The sequence below is a fragment of the Bradyrhizobium canariense genome (assembly GCF_900105125.1).
In the GTDB taxonomy this organism is placed as follows: Bacteria; Pseudomonadota; Alphaproteobacteria; order Rhizobiales; family Xanthobacteraceae; genus Bradyrhizobium; species Bradyrhizobium canariense_A.
Map to the genome: position 1 here is coordinate 4,835,532 of NZ_LT629750.1, position 18,373 is coordinate 4,853,904.

Sequence of the window (18,373 nt, forward strand, 5' to 3'; positions counted from 1 at the left end):
TCGCATGACCATCCGCCGCCGGGATTTTCTTAAATTTTCGGGCGCCGCGGCGCTATCGGGCGGACTACCGAATCTCGCGCGCAGCGCCGACACCCCAAGCATCTACGACATCGAACGTTTCGGTAATGCGCGCATCCTGCACATGACCGACACCCATGCGCAGCTGCAGCCGGTCTATTTTCGCGAACCAAGCGTCAATCTCGGGATCGGCGCGATGCAGGGCAACCCGCCGCATCTGGTGGGCCGTGCCTTTCTCAATCGATTTGGTATCAGTGCCGACAGCGCCGACGCCTATGCCTTCACCTTTCTCGATTTCGAAAAATCCGCCGCGCGGTTCGGCAGGCTCGGCGGCTTTGCGCATCTGAAGACGCTGATCGATCGTTTGCGCAGCGATGTCGGGTCCGGACGCGCCCTGCTGCTCGATGGCGGCGATTTGTGGCAGGGCACGGGACAGGCCAATGCCATGCAGGGCGCCGACATGGTCGAAGCCGCGAACCTGCTCGGCATCGAGGCGATGACCGGCCACTGGGAATTTACCTACGGCGAGGCCGCGCTGCGCAAGAACCTGGAGCGGTTCAAGGGCGAATTCCTGGCGCAGAACGTGTTCCTCACCGAGGAGGCCGCCTTCAACGATGCCAAGGCCTTCGATGCCGCGTCGGGACGCGTGTTCAAGCCGGCCATCATCAAGGAGATCGGCGGCCATCGTGTCGCCGTGATCGGGCAAGCCTTCCCCTATGTGCCGATCGCCCATCCAAAGCGGTTTACGCCGGACTGGACCTTCGGTGTTCGCGACGACGAATTGCAGAAACTTGTCGACACACTGCGCAACAATGACAAGGCCGATGCCGTGGTGCTGCTGTCGCACAACGGCATGGATGTCGACCTCAAGCTTGCCAGCCGCGTCACTGGCATCGACATCATTCTCGGCGGCCATACCCATGACGCCGTCCCGCAACCGATCGCGATCAAGAATGCCGGCGGCGTCACGCTGGTCACCAACGCCGGCTCGAACGGAAAATTCCTCGGCGTACTCGACCTTGAACTGGCAAAGGGGCGAGTCGCCGATGTGCGCTACCGGCTGCTTCCGGTATTCTCGGAGTTGCTCAAGCCGGATCCGGCGATGCAGACGCTGATCGATAAGATGCGCGAGCCCTATGCGGCAGGGTACGCCGAGAAGGTTGCGACGGCGGATCGCCTGCTCTATCGCCGCGGCAATTTCAACGGCACGATGGATCAACTGATCTGCGACGCCCTGCGCGGCGAGCTTGACGCCGAGATCGCTCTCTCGCCAGGTTTCCGCTGGGGCACCAGCGTGCTGCAAGGCCAGCCCGTGACCATGGACGATGTGCTATCCGAGACCGCGATCACCTATCCCGAAACCTACGTCCAGAGCATGACCGGCAGCCAGCTCAAGAACATCCTCGAGGACGTCTGCGACAATCTCTTCAATGCCGATCCCTATTACCAGCAGGGCGGCGACATGGTGCGCGTCGGCGGCATGGCCTATACTTGTTCGCCCGCTGAAGCGGTGGGCCACCGGATTTCCGATCTCAGGCTCGACAGCGGCCGCGCCATCGAGGCTGGCAGGAGCTACAAGGTGGCGGGATGGGCATCCGTCAATGAGCAAAAGGGCATGCCGGTGTGGGACGTCTTCGCCAAATATCTGCGCTCGGGAAAAACCAGAGACCAGCGCGGCACCGGCGTCACGCTGAAAGGCGTTGAGGACAACCCGGGCATTGCGGGATAGTCATGAGATATTTGCGGGGATATCGACGATTTGTTGGACGCGCGCTCGGCAATGTCGCGATGGCGGCGATCGTGCTGATCACGGTCTCGTCGCTGGCCCGAGCCGAGCCGGCACCGTTGCCGGACAAACCGTTCGCCGAGCACCGCATCGTGTTGCAGCTCTCGGACAATGATCCCAAGAAGCAAGGCCTCGTGATCAGCGTCGCCTACAATTTGCTCAAGCTCTACGATCCCGACAAGGTCGCCATCGAGGTGGTCGCGTTCGGTCCGGGCATCGAGTTGCTGTTCCCCGACAATCCCAACCGCAAGCTGATCGAAAGCCTGGTCGCGCAAGGCGTGCGTTTCGACGTCTGCCTCAACACCGTCGATACGATCGAACGCGATACCGGCAAACGGCCGCAATATATTCCCGCCGCGACGCCGGTTCAGGTCGGCGTCGGGCAGATTCTGTCGCTGACCGAAAACGGATATACGTTGGTTCGGCCTTAAGGAGTGTTCTCTCAATGCACGGCGTTTTTCATCGTCTAGCGATCGTTGCCCTGATGTCGATGGCGTTCATCTCCACCAGTTCCGCGGCCGACAGCAAACCACATCACATTGCCATTCAGGTCGATCAGAACGATCCGCAGGTCATGAACCTCGTGCTGAACAATGCCAGCAACGTGATCGAATATTATCGCAACAAGAACGAAGAGGTGGACATCGATATCGTCGCCTATGGTCCGGGCCTGCATATGCTGCGGGCCGACACTTCCCCGGTGCAGGATCGCGTGAAACGCCTCAAGGACATGGTGTTTCCCGGCAAGATCCAGTTTTCCGCCTGCAACAATACCAAGCAGGGCATGGAGAAGGCGGAACACCACGCGATTGCTCTCGTGCCGGACGCTACCATCGTCCCCTCAGGCGTGGTTCACCTGATGGAGTTGCAGGAGCAGGGCTGGAGTTACGTACGACCGTGACGAGGGCGATGCGATACCCGGCCATCATTGCCGCCGCGCTGCTGGCGCTGGGCTCGTCCGCTGCCATGGCTGATAACGATGCGGTCGTCACTTACAAGTCGCTGTCGCCGGAAGTCGCGCTTGAGGCGGCGCAGGCCGCGCTCAAACAATGCCGCGACAACGGTTTTCAGGTCGCGGTCGCAGTGGTCGACCGTTTCGGCCAGCCGCAGGTGATGTTGCGAGACCGCTATGCCGGCCTGCCCGCCGCCGAGACCGCGACCAGCAAGGCCTACACCGCCCTGAGTTTCCGCGCCGCCACCAGCGACCTCGAGAAATCGATCCGGTCAGGTCAAATGGCTTCCGGTTTGGCGCTGTTGCCCCATGTCGCCATGCTGGCGGGCGGGCTCGTGATCGAAGCCGGCGGCACCCTGCTCGGCGGCATCGGCGTGTCCGGTGCGCCCGGCGGCGACAAGGACGAGGTCTGCGCCAAAGCAGGGCTGGATGCCATCAGGGACAGAATAGATTTCTAAAAAACAGGGGCAACGGAAATAAAATCCGCTATGATGGGGCTGCAAAACGGCAGAAACCCACCATGATCTTTCGTCAGCTATTCGACAGCGTTTCAGGAACTTACAGCTATCTGCTGGCCAGCCGTGCCGGCGGCGAGGCGCTGATCCTCGACCCCGTGCTGGAAAAGGCCGATCGCTACTGCCAATTGCTGCGCGAACTCGATCTGAAACTGGTCAAGGCCGTCGACACCCATCTGCACGCCGACCATGTCACCGGGCTCGGTGAGCTGCGCGACCGCACCCATTGCATCACCATCATGGGCGAGCAGAGCAAGGCCGACGTGGTTTCGATGCGGGTCTCCGACGGCGACAAGGTGACAATCGAGGGACTTTGTCTCGATGTGATGTACACGCCGGGTCATACCGACGATTCCTACAGCTATCTGATGGGCGATCGCGTCTTCACCGGCGACACGCTGCTGATCCGCGGCACCGGCCGCACCGATTTCCAGAACGGCAGCGCGCGAGCGCAATATGATTCGATCTTCAACCGGCTGTTGAAGCTGCCTGAGGAGACCATGGTGTTTCCCGCCCATGATTATAAGGGCGATACGGTGTCCACTATCGGCGAGGAGAAGCGCTACAATCCGCGGCTGCAGGTGCGCTCGATCGACGAATATGTCGAGCTGATGGGTAATCTCAATTTGCCCAATCCGAAATTGATGGATGTGGTGGTGCCGGCCAATATGCATGTCGGGCTCCACCAGGAAGAACTCGCCAAACAAGGCCTCGCACTTAGCGCCCACCAAGCCATCGAGAGCCTCGGCCGGCCCGAGGTGCTGCTGGTCGATCTTCGCGAGAGCGGCGAACGCGCCAGGCACGGCACGCTGTCAGGCGCGCTTCACGCCCCCTACCCCAGTATCGATGAAAGCCTGCGGCCGGGCGGCATGCTGCGCGAAGTCGCGGCGGCGACTGGCCGCCGCATCGTGTTTTTCTGCGCCTTCGGCGAGCGCTCGGCGATGGCCGTCGCCGCTGCCAAGGATGCGGGCCTCACCAACGCCGTGCACATCGCCGGCGGCATCGACGCCTGGAAGAAAGCCGGCGGCCCGGTGCTGACGGGGTAAGATGCAGTCGTAAGGCGCCCGTCCGCGACGGAAGTGTGCTCCTTCTCCCATGGGGAGAGGGGCGGGGTTACGCTCTCTCGATAGACCCCAACCCCTCACCCGCGCCTTCGGCGCGACCTCTCCCGCCGGGAGAGGTGAAATCGCATTCGCGGCGCGCTCCGCAGCTTCTAACAACGTTTACCGGCTGACCCGCTTCAGCTCCTTCACCAACACGTCGAGCGCGTCCGCCAGCATCACGCCGCCGCAAACCGTCAGCTGTTCCGGAATGACGATGCGCTTGCTCGGCGGATAAAAACGCTCCAGCGCGGGATGCAGCAGAAACGCACTGCCTTCGTCCTCTGCATGATCGCCGGCCTCCGACACCACAATGAAATCGGGCCTCGCGCTCACGATCGCCTCAAGCGAAGCGTATCCGCCCGATGTGACGCCGAGATCGCCGGCGGCGTTGAACAGTCCGGCCTCGCTCAGCAGTGAACTGACCAGGCTGTCGCTGCCGGATACCCAGCCGCGGCGCGACAGCGGCAGCACGGAATAATGCTTGCCGGTCGCGGCCTGGCGTGCCCGCGTGATCGCGTCGTCGAGCCGGGCGATTTCTGCCGTGGCGCGATCGGGATGCCCAACGACGGCGCCCATCCGACGAATCTGGTCCTTGACCTCGTCGAGCGAGCGCGGCACGCCGAACTCGACCAGGTGAAAACCCTTCTCCTTCAGGAATTCACGCGTCGATCGTTTGTCGAACAGGCTCGCGACCACGACGTCAGGTTTCAGCACCAGGATATCTTCGGCGCCGCCCGACAAGATTCGGTATCGGCGCGCATCGCTGGCCGCCCAGGATTGCCACGGGTCGCGCGAAAACCGGCTGAGACCGAGGATTTGTCCGGGATCGGCCAGCGTCAACAGAAGCTGATCGGTGCAGACATTCATCGACGCGATCCTCGGCAGTTCAGCAGCGAGCGCAGGCGTCAACCGCAGTCCGACGGATATCGCCAAAACCGCAAAGGCCATCATTCGGGGCAGCAATCCAGTGCGGCTGTTCATGGCCTTGTCAGATTTCCGCCCAGGGCACGATTACGGCCTCGCGCTGATACTCCGCGCGATAGGCGCTGATCCCGAATACATCCGCCATGACCGATTCAGACAAGGCCTCGGTGGGAACGCCTTGCGCGACCAGCCGGCCTTGCGACAGCACCACCACGGTATCGGCAAATCGCGCGGCAAGCCCGAGATCATGTGTGACCACGATCACCAACGTGCCCTTGTCGGCAGCGGTGCGCAGGCCTTTCATGACGTCGATCTGGTGGCGCGGATCGAGCGAAGCCGTCGGCTCGTCCGCCAGGATCACCGGCGCTTCCACGGCGAATACCCGGGCCAGCGCCACACGGCTGCGCTCGCCACCGGACAATTCGGTGACGCGGCGCGCGCTGAATTCGACGACGTCCGCCGCCTGCATCGCGCGCAGCACCGCCTCGGCATCCGCAGGCGTCAATCGCGCCGGGTCGGTCGCGCCATGCGGATAGCGGCCAAGCGCCACGATATCGCGGGCCGGCAGCGGCCAGTGCACGATATGGCCCTGCGGCAAATAAGCGAAACGCTTTGCACGATCCCGTAGGGAAAGCGATGACAGAGCGTCGCTGCCGACACGGATGGCGCCGCTAGAAGGCAGCAGTCCCGCCAGCGCCCGCAACAGCGTGGTCTTGCCGGCGCCGTTCGGCCCTACCAACGCGACCAGATGCCCCGACGACAACGAAAGCGAGATATTGCTCAGCACCGTGCGGCCGGCCAAGCTGACGCTCACGCCCTGCGCGGTGAGGAAGGCGTCGTCAGTCATGCAACGCCTCCCGCGAGCGCGCGACGTTCGCGCATGATCAGATAGAGGAAGAACGGCACGCCGATGATCGAGGTCAGCACGCCAACCTTGATATCGCTGGTCGATGGAATGAGGCGCACGGCGATATCGGCCGCCAGCAGCAGTGCAGCGCCTGTGAGTGCACTCGGGACCAGCAGGCGCGCCGGATCGTGACCGATCAGCGGCCGCATCAGATGCGGCGCCACCAGACCGATGAAGCCGATCGTGCCCGACACGGCGACCGCGCCGCCGACGCCGAGCGCGGTGCCAAGGATCACGCCGAGCCGCAGCCGGCCGACATCGACGCCGAGGCTTTGCGCCGTCTCCTCACCGAGGCTCAGCGCGCGAAACGCGTTGCGCTGGCTCCACAGGATGACCGCGCCCGCGACGATGAACGGCAGCGCCATCATGACGTGACGAAAACTGCGATCCTCCAGCGAGCCAAGCAGCCAGAACGCAATTTCCAGCACGACGAACGGATTGCTGGACAGGTTCATCACCAGCGCGGTCGCCGCACCCGCGAGGCTCGATATTGCAAGCCCCGCCAGAATGAGGATCAGCAATCCGGCATTGCGGCCTGCGATCGCGAGCAGCACGAACACCGAAGCGAAGGCGGTGATGATCGCCGCGACCGGCAACGCATAGGAGCGCACGTCGGCAAATCCGAACGCGATGATCACGACCGCGCCAAACGCCGCCGATTGCGGCGCACCAAACAGCGACGGCGACGCCAGCGGATTGCGCAGCAACCCTTGCAGGGCGGCGCCGGACATCCCGAGCATGGCGCCGATCGCAAATCCCAGGATCGTTCGGGGCAGACGGATCTCGCGCACGATCACCTGCTGCACATCGCTGCCGCCGCCGAACAATGCATCGATCACGGCAAACGGCGACAGCCGCACCGATCCGATCCCGAGCGAGATCAGCACCAGTAGCACCACCAGGACAGAAAGGGCCACCATCACGCTGGTGCGCCGGCGCAGGGCGATATCAGCCGTCACCAGGACGTTCTGAACACTCATCAATTGTCCTCAACCGGCAGCGCCGGCCACCCGATGCAGGCTGTTTAGCACGTTTGCTGATTTGACCAGAAAAGCAGTCTTTTCCGAACGATACGGCCAAAAACTGCCCTCTTCCATGCGATGCGTGGTACAGTCCTGGTCTACCGGCCACCGCCAGATGATGCACACCCGCGAATGTTAGGCTTTCCCATGGACGACCAACCGAAAACTGCTGCCGAGATGAAAGAGATCCGGCTGAACCGCAAGCTCGCCCAGAATGTCGAAGGTATCAAGGCGATGGCGGATATCGCGGCGGCAGATATCGCAATTCGAAAGCGGACGGCAGACCTGCGCGCGATGCGATTGGCGAAGGAAGCCGCCGACCGCGACAAGCCGGCGGAACCCAAGGCCAAACCAAAGAAAAAGAAATCATCCTGATGACGAAAGAAGAACGGGACCGCGCTGAGGCGCGGGTCAACAAAGTCACCAAGGCCGCCCAAGATGCCCGGAGCGGCAAGACCGATCGTGAGGCTGAAGCGAAAGCCGTCCTCGATAACATGGCGAAGCTGAAAGCATTGCGGCTCGCCCGCGAGGCCGCAGCGCCTGCACCTTCAGCCGCGACGCCCAAAAAGACGCGCGCCAAAACGAAGACGTCAGGAGAAAAGGCTCCGGCATTGTCGGATTGGCTCGCCGGCCAGCAAAGCGGCGGGCGGCGGATCTAGGCCGGCACTATACCGGCGCGGGCAATTCAATCGTCGAGCGCGTTTTGGTCGCGGCGTCGTAGATCTGCACTTGAAGCATCTGAAACTGATTCTTCAAAGCCGTGCCCGCGGCTTCGGCGGCCTCGAGCGAGTCGTGGTGTGACTTGAAGTGACCATCCACCACCAGCGAGTAGCCATCGGTCGGCGCCTTGTCGGCGCGAATGATCTTGCGCGGCTGCTCGTCTGTTTCAATCTTCGGTTTCTTCATGCTTGTCTCCTTGTTGCGCCTCCCTTTAACAGGACATTGGAAAAAAGGCGGGAAAGATCATCCAACACCGGCTATTATGCCCGTCAAAGGCGGTCAGATTGAGGTCAGTGTGCTGATGACCGGATCTCTGGGCCAGACCTCGATCTATCCCGACAAGAGGACATCATGGGCGCACCAGGCCAAAAGAGTGAGCCTCCCAAGAAGGGCGACGACAAACCAAAAAAGCCCCCTCCCAGACCGATCGAGGACGACGATTTCGAAGATGGCGACTTCGCCACGCCGAAGCGCGATCGCAACGGCAACGATGATGAGCCGTTATAACCCCTCTGTCAGGGAAATCTTCCCTCTCGATCAAGCTGCTGCGGCCACGTCAGACATTGTCCCCCGCATCTAGTTGCCTTTATCCAGCGAATTCGGCCGGGCATCCCCGTTCCGGCGCGGTGCGCTGGGGCTGCCATGCACCGGCATTCATGGACAAATAACCGGTCCAAACGATAGTTTTGCCCCGCCTTGCCGGGCGATTATTCAATTGAGGTATGATTCAGCGATGGCCGACGTTCTGACCGCACCGCAACAAACAAAAGCGGATAGCGCGCTGCGCACGCTTGCGGCGATTTCGACGGCCCATTGGGTCAGCCATTTCCACATGTTCGTGCTGCCGATGCTGTTTCCTTTTCTGAAGGAAAAGCTCGGCGTCGGATACATCGACCTTGGCTTTGCGCTCACCATCTTTGCCGTGGTCTCCGGACTGACCCAGGCGCCGATCGGTTACCTGGCCGATCATATCGGCGCCCGGAAAATTCTGCTGATGGGCCTTATCGTCGGCGGCTTCGCGCTGATCATGCTCGGCCTGCATCTGAGCTATTCCTGGCTGATCGCCAGCGCCGTGCTGCTGGGGCTCGCCAACAGCGTCTATCATCCGGCCGATTATGCGATCCTTTCGGCCCACATGGATGAAACGCGGATGGGCCGCGCGTTTTCGATCCATACCTTTGCCGGCTTCCTTGGCGGCGCGGTCGCGCCTGCCACAGTGGCGGCGCTGGCGGCCACGATCGGAGGCCATGGCACCCTGATCGTGACCGGCGCCGTGGGTCCGATTGTGGCGCTGTTGCTGGTCATCGTCGGCGTTCCCGATGCGAGCGCCGCGGACCGCGGCGCCAAAAGCGCAGGGACTTCACGGCAAAGCATCATCACGCCCGCACTGACCATGCTGACGATCTTTTTCTTGCTGCTCAGCCTGTCCAGCGCCGGAATTAACAATTTCGGCGTCGTCGCGCTGATGAGCGGTTATGGCGTATCGTTCTCGACCGCCAATATCGCACTGACGGCGTTTCTCGGCTCTAGCGCGATCGGCGTGCTGGCGGGCGGCGTCCTCGCTGACCGCACCCAGCGCCACGGACAGGTCGCTGCCGCATGTTTTGCGGTCAACGCGGCTATCGTGTTTGTCATCGCCGTGATCGCGTTGCCGCCCGTGCTGTTGATGACAGCCATGACGCTGGCCGGATTCCTGAGTGGCGTGATCGCGCCGTCGCGCGATATGCTGGTCCGCAACGCCGCGCCTCCCGGCGCGGCCGGCCGGGCCTTCGGTATCGTGTCCACCGGTTTCAATGTCGGCGGCATCATCAGCCCGCTGCTGTTCGGCTGGATCATGGACCGGAATCAGCCCCACTGGGTGTTCGGTGCTTCCGTGATCTTCATTGTGCTGACGGTCCTGCTCGGGCTCATCACCGACCGCCAGCCGCAAAGCAATCTTGCTGCGGCTGACGCAAAGCTGGCGCATTCCTGAACCCCACCCGAGGCGGTTGACAGCATCGGGGAGCGACCCATGATGCGGCAACAAAATTCAACTCGGGATGAAACACCATGACGAGCACTCCGGACCTCGTGATCCGTGGCGGCAATATCGCTGACGGGCAAGGCGGCGACCTTTTCGAAGCTGATATCGCAATATCAGATGGCCGCATCACCGAGGTCGGCAAGATCCTGGGCAAAGGCAAAGAAGAGATCGACGCCAAGGGCAAGTTGGTCACGCCGGGTTTTGTCGACGTTCACACCCACTATGACGGCCAGGTCACCTGGAGCCAGGACATTACGCCCTCGTCGCAGAATGGCGTCACCACCGCGATCATGGGCAATTGCGGGGTCGGCTTCGCACCCTGCAAGCCGGCCGATCACCAACGCCTGATCCAGTTGATGGAAGGCGTCGAGGATATTCCGGAGCCGGTGTTGAGCGCCGGAATTCCCTGGTCCTGGGAAAGCTTCCCGGACTACATGGAGTGGCTCTCGAAGCGCCATTTCGACATCGATGTCGGCGCGCAACTGCCGCATGCTGCGCTTCGCGTCTATGTAATGGGTGAACGCGGCGCACGCCGCGATCCATCGACGATCGAGGATAACAAGGCGATGGCTGCGCTTGCCGGCGACGCCGTGCGCGCCGGGGCGCTGGGATTTTCGACCTCGCGTACCCTCAACCACCGCACCTCGACCGGCGACTTCACGCCGACATTGAAAGCGGGCGAGGATGAGCTGACCGCCATCGCCGGCGCGATGCACGGTGTCGGCCGCAGCGTGCTGCAATTCGTGCTCGATCTCTCCACCATCCACGAAGACCTGCCGATGATGTTGCGGGTGGCGGAAAACACCAAATGCCCGATCTCATTCTCCATCACGCAGAACGACAAGGCGCCGGAGCGCTGGCGCCAGACGCTCGCCAGCATCAATGAAGCGTCCACCCGCGGCCTGTCGATCACGGCGCAGATCGCCGCGCGCCCGGTAGGGCTGCTGCTTGGCCTCGAATTGTCGCGCAATCCGTTCCAGACTCATCCGAGCTACAAGGCAATCGCCACGCTGCCGCTGGCCGAGCGGCTGGCGCGGCTGCACCAGCCGGAGGTGCGCGCGGCGATCCTGAGCGAGACCGCCACCTCGACCGACGATCCGCTGTTCTTCCGGCCGAACTACGACAAGATGTACCTGCTCGGCGATCCGCCCGACTATGAACAGCCGCCGGAAAACACCCTGGGTGCGCAAGCGCGCCGGCAGGGACGCAAGCCGGAAGAGCTGGCCTACGATGCGATGCTGACGAATGAGGGCCGCGGCATGCTGTATGTGCCGTTCCTCAATTACGCCGACGGCAATCTCGATGCGACACGCGAGATGCTGCGCGATCCCTGCTCGGTGCCGGGTTTGAGCGACGGCGGTGCGCATTGCGGCATTATCTGCGATGCGAGTTTCCCGACCTATTTGCTGACGCACTGGACGAGAGACCGCACGCGCGGCGAAAAGCTGTCGATCCCATTCGTCGCGGCGGCGCAATCGCGCAAGACGGCGCTGTCAGTCGGACTGTACGATCGCGGCGTCATCGCGCCCGGCTACAAGGCCGACATCAACGTCATCGACTATGGCAGGCTTCATCTGCATCCGCCCAAGGTGCACTATGACCTTCCGGTCGGCGGCCGCCGTCTGCTGCAACAGGTCGACGGCTATGACGCGACGATCGTCTCAGGCATGGTGACGCAGCGCGACGGGACGGCCACGGGCAACCGGCCGGGACGACTGGTGCGCGGCGCACAGGGCAAGCTGCATTAGGCTCCCGACACGCTCGGCGCCGTCCCGGCGAACGCCGGGAGACGGCCGCTGCTCGCCTCACGCAAATTTCGGCTGCGCTGTCTCCCCTTGACCGGTCAGGCGCGCGCGTTCGGTGTTGGGCCAGAGCAACAATAGGCCGAGCAATCCAGACACCACCAGAACAACGGCGTTGATGGTGTATCCGATCATGTAGCCGTCAATCTGACCCGTCGTGCGCTGGATCACGTTGCCCATCACCAATGGCGCCACAATTCCAGCAAGCGTGTAGATCGCGCCGTAGATTGCGATCATGGCGCCGCGCTGCGACACCGGCGTGAACTCCCCGATCATCGGCGGACAGACCACATAGATCGATCCGCTAAGCCCGGAGCCGACGACGAGAAGCGCAATCATCAATCCGCCGACCTCGACATGCGGGAAAATTGCGAGGATCAATCCACCGACGATCAGGGGGACCGAGCCAAGCACACCGCGTGCGCCGCGGGTGCTGACACCACGCGACATCAGCACCTGCGAGATCCAGCCGGTGAGGATCACGATCATAGCGCCGAAGAGCCAGGGCAGGATCGAAATCCACCCGGCGTCCTGCTGCGAGAAGCCGAGACCCTTCACGATGAAGGACGTGAACCATGTGAGACCGAGTGAAAGCGCCCAATAGGCCCCGAACGTTGCAATGCAGCAACCGACAAAGGTTCGCGACGTCAAAAGCTGGAAATACGGAATGCGGGGTTCGGCCGCGGCCATCGCCACGGTTTGCACCAGCGGACCTTCCTTGCCCATGATCAGCCACGCCGCGGCCCACATCAGGCCGACGACGCCGAGCGCGCCAAACGCATAGTGCCAGCTGTGGTTGACGATCACCCAGTTCAGTGCCGGTACCGCAAGCACCACACCGAACGCCGATCCCTGCGACAGGATCGCGGTAGGAAGGGTGCGTTTCTCATCGGGAAACCATTTGTAGATCGCATGCACCGCCACCGAAAACGCCGGCCCCTCGCCGGCGCCGAGGATGACGCGGCAGATCAGCAGCGTGGTGAACCCGATGGTGCCCACCATCGGAAACTGCGCCAGCGCCCATACCAGCGCCAACGCCAAAAGTACCCAGCGCGTCGCGACGCGGTTGACGATGAAACCGACGACAATGGCCGAGATCGAAAACAGGAAGAAGAACGAGGAGCCGAGCAAGCCGAACTGTTCAGGCTCGAGCTTCAGCTCGGTCATGATCGGCACGCCGGCGAGGCCGACCACGATCTTGTCCGCGAAATTCACCAGCATGAACAGAAACAGGAGAAAGGTGATTTTCCAGGCGCCCTTGGGCGTCGGCTGCGCGGTCATGTTTACTCTCCCCCTGCTTATCGCGTGTCTGGTAGCCTTGTTGGCTGGCTTGGTCCAATGCTATCCACGGCCCCGCCGGCATTGCAACCCGACATTTTGGTCGGATCGCCGATCGGCCGCCGCCCGGGTGCGCTTGTCCTCCGACATCCGGCTTGACGTTGCGTTGCAACCAGACTCCTGCTGGCTCCGAGGACGCTCGAAAATATTGCTGGATCACGATCGCGTCGCTGTCACGATTGAGACCGTGATATCCCCCTATGGTCTTGGTATGTTGAGCGGAGATCAGAAGGATTTTTGGATATGACCATATCTATTTATCGCCGTGCGCCGGCCGCCGGCGTGTTTGCCATTCTCTCGATGTTCTGCGCATGGGGCATGGGGCCCGCGACCGCGCAGGACGCCAAGACTCCGGACTACGAAGCCATTGTCGCCTCGCCGGATCGAAGCGACGCCGATCGGCAAACCGATCAGCGCCGCCAGCCCGCCAAGATGCTTGCCTTCACCGGCGCCAAACCCGGAATGAAGGTGCTGGATATGGAAGCCAGCGGTGGCTACAGCACCGAGCTGCTGGCCCGCGCGGTCGCGCCATCCGGCACAGTGTATGCGCAGGATTCCGCCGCTGTCGTCGAGCGGTCCGTGAAGGACAAATTCGACACTCGGGCGCAAAAGCCGGCAATGAAAAACGTCGTGCATGTCGTCAGGAATTACGATGACCCGATTCCGCCAGATGTCGGCGGCCTCGACCTGATTACGTTCTTCTTTGCCTATCACGATATGACCTACATGCCGGTCGATCGTGCCGAGATGAACCGCAAGATGTTCGCGGCGCTGAAGCCCGGCGGCTTCCTTGTGATCGCCGACCACTCCGCCAAATCAGGCGACAGCGCGACCGTTGGCAAGACGCTTCATCGCATCGAGGAAAGCACGCTGCGCCAGGAGATCGAGGCGGCCGGCTTCAAACTGGTGACCGAGGCTGATTTTCTGCGCCATCCCGAAGATCCGCGGGACGCGCCGGTATTCCATCCGCAGGTCCCTACCGACGAGTTCGTGCTGAAGTATCAAAAGCCGTCATGAGGCCTCGCCCGCGCTCTACATGGAAAGCTGCGACCACATCGTGCTGAGCGTCCGGAATCTGACCAAGACCTATCGCTCTGCGGGAGAGCAAGTCATGGTGCTCCGAGGCGTGAATCTGGAGATCGCGGCGGGCGAGCGCGTCGCGCTCACCGGCGAGTCCGGCAGCGGCAAAAGCACGCTGTTGCATCTGATCGCGGGACTCGATCGCGCCGATGGCGGCGAAGTTCGGCTGGCGGACATTTCGGTCGGCGATCTGACCGACGCCGGCCGGGCAGCGTTGCGGCGGGATCGGCTGGGTCTGGTGTTTCAGCAATTCAATCTGATCCCGAGCCTCAATGTGGAAGATAATCTCGCCTTCCAGACCCGCATCGCCGGCCGTCACGATGCGGCCTGGCATGACGAACTGGTGGAGCGCCTGGGCCTCGGCAATTTGCTGAAGCGCTATCCCGAACAATTGTCCGGCGGCCAGCAGCAGCGGGTCGCCATCGGTCGCGCGCTGGCGGTGAAGCCGCTGCTGCTGCTCGCCGACGAACCCACCGGCAATCTCGATGAGGCAACCGCAGACCAGGTTCTCGCGCTCACGCGCGATCTTGTCGCACGAACCGGCTGCGGCCTGTTGATGGTGACGCACAGCGTGCGCCTTGCCGCGACGCTCGACCGGCGGATCAACCTCAGCGCCGGGCTGATCGCATGAGCGGCATCGTCTGGATTCTCGCAGTCCTGCTCAGCCATTGGCGGCGGCATCCGATGCAGCTTGCGACCTTGCTGATCGGACTGATTTCCGCGACCGCCTTGTGGAGCGGCGTGCAGGCGCTGAACCAGCAGGCGCGCAGCAGCTACGATCGCGCCGCGGCGGCTTTCGGCGGCGTGAGAACCCCGATGCTGATCGGTAAAGACGGCACGGCCTTCCCGCAGCAACTCTTTGTTGACCTGCGCCGTGCCGGCTGGCCGGTCTCGCCCGTACTCGAAGGTCGTCTTCAGATCGGCGGGCGGTCGTTCCGGCTGTTGGGCATAGAACCGGTTACACTGCCCGCTGAAGTCGGCAACGCGCCGGCGATCGGAAGAGCGGATCTGCAAGCCTTCATCACGCCACCCGGTGAGACGTTGGTCGCGCCCGAAATGCTTTCCGAACTCGGCCTGGCCGAAGGCGCCGCGCCGCTGGCGAGCAGCGGTGCATCGCTGTCGCCGCTGCATGCACAGCCGCTGCTGGCGCCTGGCGTATTGGTGGTCGATATCGGCATGGCGCAACAGCTTCTGAATATGCCGGACCGGATTTCCCGCCTGTTGGTCGGTAAAGCCAGGGGACCACGAGCGCCGCTGGCGACCATCGCCGGCGACAAGCTCCGCCTGGTCGCCGCAGACGCGGAAAGCGATCTCGAACGCCTCACCGACAGCTTTCACCTCAACCTGACAGCGTTCGGCCTGCTGTCGTTTTTTGTGGGGCTGTTCATCGTTAATTCGGCGATCGGACTTGCGTTCGAGCAGCGCCTGCCGATGCTGCGAACGTTGCGCGCCTGCGGCGTGTCCGCCCGCATGCTGAATTCAGCGCTGCTGCTCGAACTGGTCACGCTGGCGCTGGTCGCAGGCATCGCAGGATTGGTCTGCGGTTATTTGATCGCGGCCTTGCTGCTGCCCGATGTGGCGGCCAGCCTGCGCGGTCTCTACGGCGCGGAGATTCCGGGACAGTTGACGTTGAAGCCGCAGTGGTGGTTCGCCGGCCTCGCGATCAGCGTCATCGGCGCATTGGCGGCCGCAACTGCGAGCTTGACGAAAGCGATTCGTATGCCCGTGCTGGCTACTGCGCAACCTCAGGCCTGGCAACAGCAACAGCACCGATGGTTGATTCTCCAAAGCGGGGTTGCCGTCATCGTGCTGGTCGCCGCCGGCTGCTTGCTGTGGTTCGGCGACTCACTGCTGTCAGGATTTGCCGTGCTGGCGGCGTTGCTGCTCGGCGCGGCGCTGCTCCTGCCGGCGTTGCTGGAACTGGTGCTATCGCTGGGCCAGCGCCATGCTCGTCGAGCGCTCGCGGTCTGGTGGTGGGCCGATAGCCGCCAGCAGCTTTCGGGATTGTCGCTGGCGCTGATGGCGCTGTTGCTCGCGCTCGCCGTCAATGTCGGCGTCGGCACCATGGTGGAAACTTTTAGCCGTACTTTTGTCACCTGGCTCGATGGCAGGCTGGCAGCGGACGTCTACATCAACGCGTCAGACAATACGCAGGCCGCCGAGATCAGGGCATGGTTGAGCCAGCGTCCCGAGGTGCAGGCGATCCTGCCGGGCGGCCGCGCCGATGCACAGATCGCGGGCGCACCGGTTGAAATCCTGGGTCTTTCCGATCATGCCACCTATCGGGATCACTGGCCGCTGCTCCAGGCTGCTAACAGCGCCTGGGTTCGCCTTCGTCCCGGTGATGCCGGCTTTGTCAGCGAGCAATTGGCCCGGCGTCTGAACCTCACGATCGGCGATCACATCGACGTGCCCACATCAGGCGGAAACTGGACGCTTGAAGTGGTCGGCATCTATGCCGATTACGGCAATCCCAAAGGACAGATTGCCGTCAATTTCGCGGCGCTGACGCGGCGCTTCCCCGACATTCCGCTAACGCGGCTGGGCTTGCGCGTCGCGCGGACCGAGATTCCGGCACTGATGTCAGCCTTGCAGGACAAGTTCGGCCTCGACGGCCGCAACCTCATCGATCAGGCCACGCTGAAAGCCGACTCGACACGAATCTTCAACCGGACCTTTGCCGTGACCGCCGCGCTGAACGCGTTCACGCTCGGTGTCGCGGGCGTCGCATTGCTGACCAGCCTGTTGACCCTGGGCAATTCCCGTCTGCCTCAACTCGCGCCATTATGGGCGATTGGAATCACGCGGCGGCAGCTTGCGTCAATTGAACTCCTGAAAACCATGTCCGTTGCGCTGATCACGACCCTGCTGGCGCTGCCGCTCGGTCTGCTGGTCGCGTGGTGCCTGATCGCGGTGGTGAATGTGAAGGCATTCGGCTGGCGGTTGCCGTTTCATGTTTTCCCACTGCAACTAATCGAGTTGGTCGGCGTAGCCATGCTGGCCTCGCTGTTCGCCGCGCTGCTTCCGGCGCTCAAGCTGGCGCGCATGCAGCCGGCTACCCTCGTCAAGATTTTCGCTGATGAGCGATAGGCTCAAGATATCCCGCCGCGCCTTCGCAGGCGGCGCCGTCGTTCTCGGGCTCGGCTCGAGCTTCGCACGCGCGCAAGGCTTTGCTGGGCTTGGCAAGCAGGCGGATGGATTCGCGACCGTCGTTCCCGGCAAGGCGTTTTCCTTCCCTGCTGATCTTGGCCCGCACCCGGATTACCGGATCGAGTGGTGGTACGTCACCGCCAACCTCACGGATTCAACTGGCGCAGCCTATGGCGCGCAATGGACCTTGTTTCGGGAGGCATCAAGACCTGGCCCGCAACAACAGGAATGGGCCAATCAGCAGATCTGGATGGGCCATGCCGCCGTGACGCGGGCGGATCTTCACAGGTTCAGCGAAACATTTGCGCGCGGCGGCGTGGGTCAGGCCGGCGTGGAGGCAAAGCCGTTTCAAGCCTGGATCGATTCCTGGGAGATGCGCGGGCTCGACGCCATGAACGACATGACCATCGCCCCGCTTGAACTAAGCGCGTCTGGCGCGGACTTCAGTTACGCGCTGCGGCTCGACGCGGATCATCCGCTGGCTCTTCAGGGAGAGGCCGGCTACAGCAGGAAGTCGGAACGCGGACAGGCATCCTATTATTTCAGCCAGCCGTTTTTCAAGGTAACAGGCCACATTACCATTGACGACAAGCCGGCCGAGGTCACCGGACAGGCGTGGATGGATCGGGAATGGAGCAGCCAGCCGCTCGCGGCAGATCAGACCGGCTGGGACTGGCTCTCGTTGCATCTCGCTTCAGGCGAGAAATTGATGTTGTTTCGGCTGCGTCAGACCGACGGCAACGACTACGCTTCCGGTAACTGGATTAGATCTGACGGAGGATCAGAGCCAGTTCCCCCCGCAGAAATCAGGATGACGCCAATGGCCTTGACGGAGATCGGGGCTCGAAAGCTGCCGACGGCATGGCGCATCGAGATCGCCGCGCGTGGCTTTGCGATCGAGACCATCGCCCTGAATGCCCGAAGCTGGATGGGAACGAGTTTTCCCTATTGGGAAGGACCGATCAGCTTCACCGGCAGCCACAGCGGCGTAGGATATCTCGAGATGACCGGCTATTGAGAGACTCGCTATCAC

General features: G+C 62.6%; 19 protein-coding genes. 14 read left to right on the plus strand and 5 right to left on the minus strand.

Annotation, left to right across the window (positions count from 1 at the left end):
- The first annotated feature begins 4 nt into the window (after positions 1–4).
- The 5 genes from soxB (at position 5) to BLV09_RS23065 (ending at position 4,317) form a co-directional block, all read left to right on the plus strand.
- The gene (gene soxB, locus BLV09_RS23045; RefSeq protein ID WP_146689019.1) at positions 5–1,747 is read left to right on the plus strand and encodes a thiosulfohydrolase SoxB; all 1,743 of its coding nucleotides are present in this window, start codon (positions 5–7) and stop codon (positions 1,745–1,747) included.
- A 59-nt stretch (positions 1,748–1,806) separates the two neighbouring features.
- Positions 1,807–2,235 carry a hypothetical protein gene (locus tag BLV09_RS23050; protein ID WP_146691256.1) on the plus strand — a complete coding sequence of 143 codons (429 nt, stop codon included), beginning with the start codon at positions 1,807–1,809 and terminating at the stop codon, positions 2,233–2,235.
- 53 nt (positions 2,236–2,288) lie between these two features.
- Positions 2,289–2,705 carry a DsrE family protein gene (locus BLV09_RS23055; RefSeq protein ID WP_433994440.1) on the plus strand — a complete coding sequence of 139 codons (417 nt, stop codon included), beginning with the start codon at positions 2,289–2,291 and terminating at the stop codon, positions 2,703–2,705.
- A gap of 8 nt (positions 2,706–2,713) precedes the next feature.
- Positions 2,714–3,214 (plus strand): GlcG/HbpS family heme-binding protein, encoded by a 501-nt coding sequence (locus BLV09_RS23060; protein WP_146689021.1) that lies wholly within the window; start codon positions 2,714–2,716, stop codon positions 3,212–3,214.
- Positions 3,215–3,276: 62 nt separating this feature from the next.
- Positions 3,277–4,317 (plus strand): MBL fold metallo-hydrolase, encoded by a 1,041-nt coding sequence (locus BLV09_RS23065; protein ID WP_146689022.1) that lies wholly within the window; start codon positions 3,277–3,279, stop codon positions 4,315–4,317.
- A 177-nt stretch (positions 4,318–4,494) separates the two neighbouring features.
- On the opposite strand, the gene BLV09_RS23070 is transcribed toward BLV09_RS23065, so the two are convergent.
- The 3 genes from BLV09_RS23070 to BLV09_RS23080 are packed head-to-tail and all read right to left on the minus strand — an operon-like array spanning position 4,495 to position 7,185.
- Positions 4,495–5,355: an ABC transporter substrate-binding protein gene (locus tag BLV09_RS23070; RefSeq protein ID WP_433994354.1), complete on the minus strand. Its 861-nt coding sequence runs from the start codon at positions 5,353–5,355 to the stop codon at positions 4,495–4,497.
- A 7-nt stretch (positions 5,356–5,362) separates the two neighbouring features.
- A complete protein-coding gene (locus BLV09_RS23075) occupies positions 5,363–6,145 on the minus strand; it encodes an ABC transporter ATP-binding protein (RefSeq protein WP_146689023.1) in 783 nt (260 codons plus the stop codon).
- A complete protein-coding gene (locus tag BLV09_RS23080) occupies positions 6,142–7,185 on the minus strand; it encodes a FecCD family ABC transporter permease (RefSeq protein WP_146689024.1) in 1,044 nt (347 codons plus the stop codon). Before BLV09_RS23080 ends, BLV09_RS23075 begins: the two co-directional genes overlap by 4 nt.
- Before the next feature lie 189 nt (positions 7,186–7,374).
- On the opposite strand from BLV09_RS23080, the gene BLV09_RS23085 reads away from it, so the two are divergent.
- Together BLV09_RS23085 and BLV09_RS23090 are read left to right on the plus strand one after the other, a co-directional pair.
- Positions 7,375–7,602 carry a hypothetical protein gene (locus BLV09_RS23085; RefSeq protein WP_146689025.1) on the plus strand — a complete coding sequence of 76 codons (228 nt, stop codon included), beginning with the start codon at positions 7,375–7,377 and terminating at the stop codon, positions 7,600–7,602.
- Positions 7,602–7,886, plus strand: coding sequence for a hypothetical protein (locus BLV09_RS23090; RefSeq protein ID WP_244548794.1), 285 nt, complete (start codon positions 7,602–7,604; stop codon positions 7,884–7,886). The genes BLV09_RS23085 and BLV09_RS23090 overlap by 1 nt, the downstream gene beginning before the upstream one ends.
- 7 nt (positions 7,887–7,893) lie before the next feature.
- Here BLV09_RS23090 and BLV09_RS23095 read toward each other — a convergent pair whose 3' ends face one another.
- Entirely contained in the window at positions 7,894–8,133 is a 240-nt protein-coding gene (locus BLV09_RS23095) for a hypothetical protein (RefSeq protein WP_100384612.1), read from the minus strand.
- A gap of 165 nt (positions 8,134–8,298) precedes the next feature.
- Here BLV09_RS23095 and BLV09_RS37430 point away from each other — a divergent pair, with 165 nt between their 5' ends.
- From BLV09_RS37430 to BLV09_RS23105, 3 genes are all read left to right on the plus strand, one after another.
- Positions 8,299–8,454, plus strand: a complete 156-nt coding sequence (locus BLV09_RS37430; RefSeq protein WP_167558857.1) for a hypothetical protein — start codon at positions 8,299–8,301, stop codon at positions 8,452–8,454.
- A 226-nt stretch (positions 8,455–8,680) separates the two neighbouring features.
- Complete coding sequence (locus BLV09_RS23100) at positions 8,681–9,919, plus strand: MFS transporter (RefSeq protein ID WP_146689026.1); 1,239 nt, start codon at positions 8,681–8,683, stop codon at positions 9,917–9,919.
- A gap of 77 nt (positions 9,920–9,996) precedes the next feature.
- Positions 9,997–11,718 (plus strand): N-acyl-D-amino-acid deacylase family protein, encoded by a 1,722-nt coding sequence (locus BLV09_RS23105; RefSeq protein ID WP_146689027.1) that lies wholly within the window; start codon positions 9,997–9,999, stop codon positions 11,716–11,718.
- Positions 11,719–11,775: 57 nt separating this feature from the next.
- Here the strand turns inward: BLV09_RS23105 and BLV09_RS23110 are convergent, their stop codons facing one another.
- On the minus strand, positions 11,776–13,053 hold the full coding sequence (locus tag BLV09_RS23110; protein WP_146689028.1) for an MFS transporter: 1,278 nt from the start codon (positions 13,051–13,053) through the stop codon (positions 11,776–11,778).
- Between the two features lie 300 nt (positions 13,054–13,353).
- Here BLV09_RS23110 and BLV09_RS23115 point away from each other — a divergent pair, with 300 nt between their 5' ends.
- From BLV09_RS23115 to BLV09_RS23130, 4 genes are all read left to right on the plus strand, one after another.
- The gene (locus tag BLV09_RS23115) at positions 13,354–14,127 is read left to right on the plus strand and encodes a class I SAM-dependent methyltransferase (RefSeq protein WP_244548795.1); all 774 of its coding nucleotides are present in this window, start codon (positions 13,354–13,356) and stop codon (positions 14,125–14,127) included.
- Between the two features lie 94 nt (positions 14,128–14,221).
- The gene (locus tag BLV09_RS23120) at positions 14,222–14,821 is read left to right on the plus strand and encodes an ABC transporter ATP-binding protein (protein ID WP_244548796.1); all 600 of its coding nucleotides are present in this window, start codon (positions 14,222–14,224) and stop codon (positions 14,819–14,821) included.
- Complete coding sequence (locus tag BLV09_RS23125; protein WP_146689029.1) at positions 14,818–17,280, plus strand: ABC transporter permease; 2,463 nt, start codon at positions 14,818–14,820, stop codon at positions 17,278–17,280. Before BLV09_RS23120 ends, BLV09_RS23125 begins: the two co-directional genes overlap by 4 nt.
- Positions 17,270–18,358 (plus strand): lipocalin-like domain-containing protein, encoded by a 1,089-nt coding sequence (locus BLV09_RS23130; RefSeq protein WP_146689030.1) that lies wholly within the window; start codon positions 17,270–17,272, stop codon positions 18,356–18,358. The genes BLV09_RS23125 and BLV09_RS23130 overlap by 11 nt, the downstream gene beginning before the upstream one ends.
- Positions 18,359–18,373 lie beyond the last annotated feature (15 nt).